This is a genomic window from Alcanivorax sp. (assembly GCF_051117345.1).
Classification (GTDB): domain Bacteria; phylum Pseudomonadota; class Gammaproteobacteria; order Pseudomonadales; family Alcanivoracaceae; genus Alcanivorax.
The window spans coordinates 1-3,257 of sequence record NZ_JBNPEC010000172.1 but is presented as its reverse complement, the minus strand read 5'-3'; the positions used below and the strand labels follow the sequence as shown (position 1 = coordinate 3,257).

The 3,257-nt window shown below is 56.9% G+C and carries 3 protein-coding genes; all 3 read right to left on the bottom strand.

Features of this window, described 5'->3' with window-relative positions; translation table 11 throughout:
• Positions 1-655: AAA family ATPase (locus ACFE0K_RS11115; RefSeq protein WP_434536130.1), on the bottom strand; the 655-nt coding region annotated here is incomplete at its 3' end.
• 91 nt (positions 656-746) lie between these two features.
• Positions 747-1,958, bottom strand: a complete 1,212-nt coding sequence (locus tag ACFE0K_RS11110; RefSeq protein WP_434536129.1) for an O-succinylhomoserine sulfhydrylase — start codon at positions 1,956-1,958, stop codon at positions 747-749.
• A gap of 30 nt (positions 1,959-1,988) precedes the next feature.
• The coding region (gene purF / locus ACFE0K_RS11105; RefSeq protein ID WP_434536128.1) for an amidophosphoribosyltransferase at positions 1,989-3,257 on the bottom strand (1,269 nt) is incomplete at its 5' end.

Genomic DNA, 3,257 nt, shown 5'->3' with positions numbered 1-3,257 from the left:
CCAGCGGCTCGGCGCTTGCGCTGACCTTGCCCACTATCGGTGATAGATTGACCAGTCCGTCGCTGTTGATCACCGCCCGAAGCTCACGAACCTGCTCGCGCAGGTCGCCACCGGCCAGCAACTGCAGCTCCACTTCCGGGGCTGGGTAGCCCAGGGAAATCCGCATCAGAAAACGATCAAGCTGAGATTCAGGCAATACAAACGTGCCCGCCTGGTCCACCGGATTCTGGGTGGCGACGACAAAAAACGGTTGCGGCAAGGGCCGGGTCACCCCATCCAGGGTCACCTGTCGCTCTTCCATAGCTTCGAGCAGAGCGCTCTGGGTTTTCGGCGTGGCCCGGTTGATCTCATCGGCAAGCAACAACTGGGTGAACACCGGCCCTTCGCGAAGGGAGAATTGCTGCGTGTTGGGGTCGAATACGGAAACGCCGAGAATATCCGCCGGCAACATGTCGCTGGTGAATTGCACTCGCCGGTACTCAAGCTTGAACACCCGGGCCAGGGCATGAGCCAGTGTGGTTTTGCCCATGCCGGGCAGGTCTTCGATAAGCAGATGGCCGTTGGCCAGCATGCAGGTAAGCGCGAGCTTCAGTTGTTCTTCTTTGCCCAGTACCACACGACCCACCTGGGCCAGGGCTTTATCCAGTGCCTGCATGGTTCCCCTTTCAAACGCAACAGGCTGCACGCTTCACGCGGCATGCCAAAGCGTTTCTGTTCACAGGTTGCTATGTATGCAACGTCTCGTTTTATGCGCTGCCGAGCGCCTGTAACCCCCGGCTCAAATCTGCCTTGAGATCATTGACCGATTCCAGGCCGATGGCCAGACGGATAAGATTTTCGGTAACCCCGGCCCGTTGCTTTTCTTCCTCTTTCACGCGCCCATGGGTCGTTGACGCCGGATGCGTAATCGTCGTTTTAACATCCCCCAGGTTAGCGGTAATGGAAATCAGCCGGGTGGCATCAATAAAGCGCCAGGCTGCCTGTCTATCCCGGTTGCCCGCGGCATCTTCGACTTCAATGGACATGACCGCACCGTAACCGGACTGCTGCTTGCCAGCCAGCACGTGCTGGGGATGATTCTTCAAGCCCGCATAGTGCACCCGCACGATGCCCGGCTGGCTTTCCAGCCACTCGGCCAACGCCTGAGTGCGGGCACTCTGGGCTTCCATGCGCAACGACAGCGTTTCCAGCCCCTTCAGGAATACCCAGGCGTTGAAAGGACTCATGCAGGCGCCCGCCGAGCGGACAAAGCCCAGCACTTCTTCCATTTCTGCTTTCGGTCCGACCACGGCACCACCAAGACAGCGCCCCTGACCATCCAGGTATTTGGTGGCACTGTGAATAATGATGTCTGCGCCCAGTTCCAGTGGTTTCTGCAGGGCCGGCGTGCAGAAGCAGTTATCCACCACCAGCAAGGCGCCATTGTCGTGGGCCAGTTTGGCCAGAGCCCGAATATCACCAATTTCCGATAGCGGATTGGACGGCGTTTCCAGATACAGGATACGGGTCTCCGGGCGGATTGCCGCTTCCCAGTCCTTTAGGTCGCTAAGATCCACCAGCGACGTCTCGATGCCGAATTTGGCCAGATATTTGTCAAACACCACATTGGTGGTGCCGAACACACTGCGGGAACTGACGATATGATCGCCTGGAGCCAGCAGGGAAAAGAAGGTGCCACTGATAGCGGCCATGCCGGAGGCAAAGGCCACGCAGGCCTCGCCCCCTTCCAGCGCAGCCAGACGCTGTTCAAAAGCGCGTACGGTTGGGTTGGTGAAACGGGAATAGATATTGCCCGGTTCCTGCCCGCCAAAACGTGCAGCCGCCTGGGCAGCACTTTCATAGACAAAACTGGAGGTCAGAAAAATCGGGTCCGAGTGAGCCATCTCGTCCGTACGCAACTGTGCCGTGCGGATTGCCAGTGTTTCCACATCGAGTTGTGTCGGATCAAGATCGTTCATTGATAGCCTCGGTTTTCCCTTGGGTCTGACTCAGTTTGTGTTGTGCAGATCGATAATTTCGTTATCAGCCAGGGCCTGGGTTTTTTCATTGCTGCCCTTGGCCATATCATTGCGCCGAGCCTCAAGGCCTGCCAGATATTCCGGTGTGATGTTGCCTGCCAGATACGTTCCATTGAACACGGAACAGTCAAAGGACTCCACTCCGGGATTGCCCTCTTTGCAAGTTTCCACCAGATCTTCCAGATCCTGATAAATCAATTTGTCCGCACCGATCAATTTGCCGATTTCCTCGGTGGTACGACCATGGGCAATCAGCTCCTGGGCAGCCGGCATGTCGATACCATAGACATTGGGGAACTGTACCGCTGGTGCCGCCGAGGCAAAATACACCTTCCTGGCACCGGCTTCTCGAGCCATCTGGATGATTTCGTTACAGGTGGTGCCGCGCACAATGGAATCATCCACCAGCAGCACATTCTTGCCCTTGAACTCCAGTTCGATGGCATTGAGTTTCTGGCGTACGGATTTCTTGCGCTGCTGCTGGCCGGGCATGATAAAGGTGCGGCCAATGTAGCGATTCTTGATGAAACCTTCCCGGTATTTGACGCCGAGGTGATTGGCCATCTGCAGGGCTGAAGTACGGCTGGTATCCGGAATCGGGATGACCACATCAATATCGTGATCCGGCCATTCACGCTCGACTTTTTCCGCCAGTTTCTCACCCATGCGCAAGCGCGCCTTGTACACCGAGATACCGTCGATGATCGAATCCGGACGGGCCAGGTACACCTGTTCGAAAATGCATGGGTGCAGGCTGGGATTATCGGCACATTGACGGGTGTGCATTTCGCCTTCGGCAGTAATATAAATTGCCTCACCCGGCTCCAGATCTCGTTCGATATGAAAGCCCAGGGAAGACAGCGCCACGGACTCGGAAGCCACCATATACTCCGGCCCATTGGGGGTATCCTTGCGGCCAAAACAGACCGGGCGAATGCCGTGGGGGTCGCGGAATGCCAGAATGCCGTAACCGGTGATCATGGCCACCACCGCATAGGCTCCTTCCACCCGCTTGTGCACTGCAGCGACAGCATCAAAAATATCGTTTGGTTCTGGCTGTAGCTTACCGATGCTCTGCAATTCGTGGGCGAACACATTCAACAGCACCTCGGAATCGGAGGTGGTGTTAATGTGGCGCAGGTCAGCCCGGAAAATGTGCTCGGCCAGCGCCTCGGCGTTAGTGAGGTTGCCGTTGTGGGCCAGGGTGATGCCGTAGGGCGAATTCACATAGAAAGGCTG

Coding starts and splice junctions, on each gene's coding strand:
- ACFE0K_RS11110 (WP_434536129.1), bottom strand. CDS start 1,958: ATGAACGATCTTGATCCGACACAACTCGATGTGGAAACACTGGCAATC.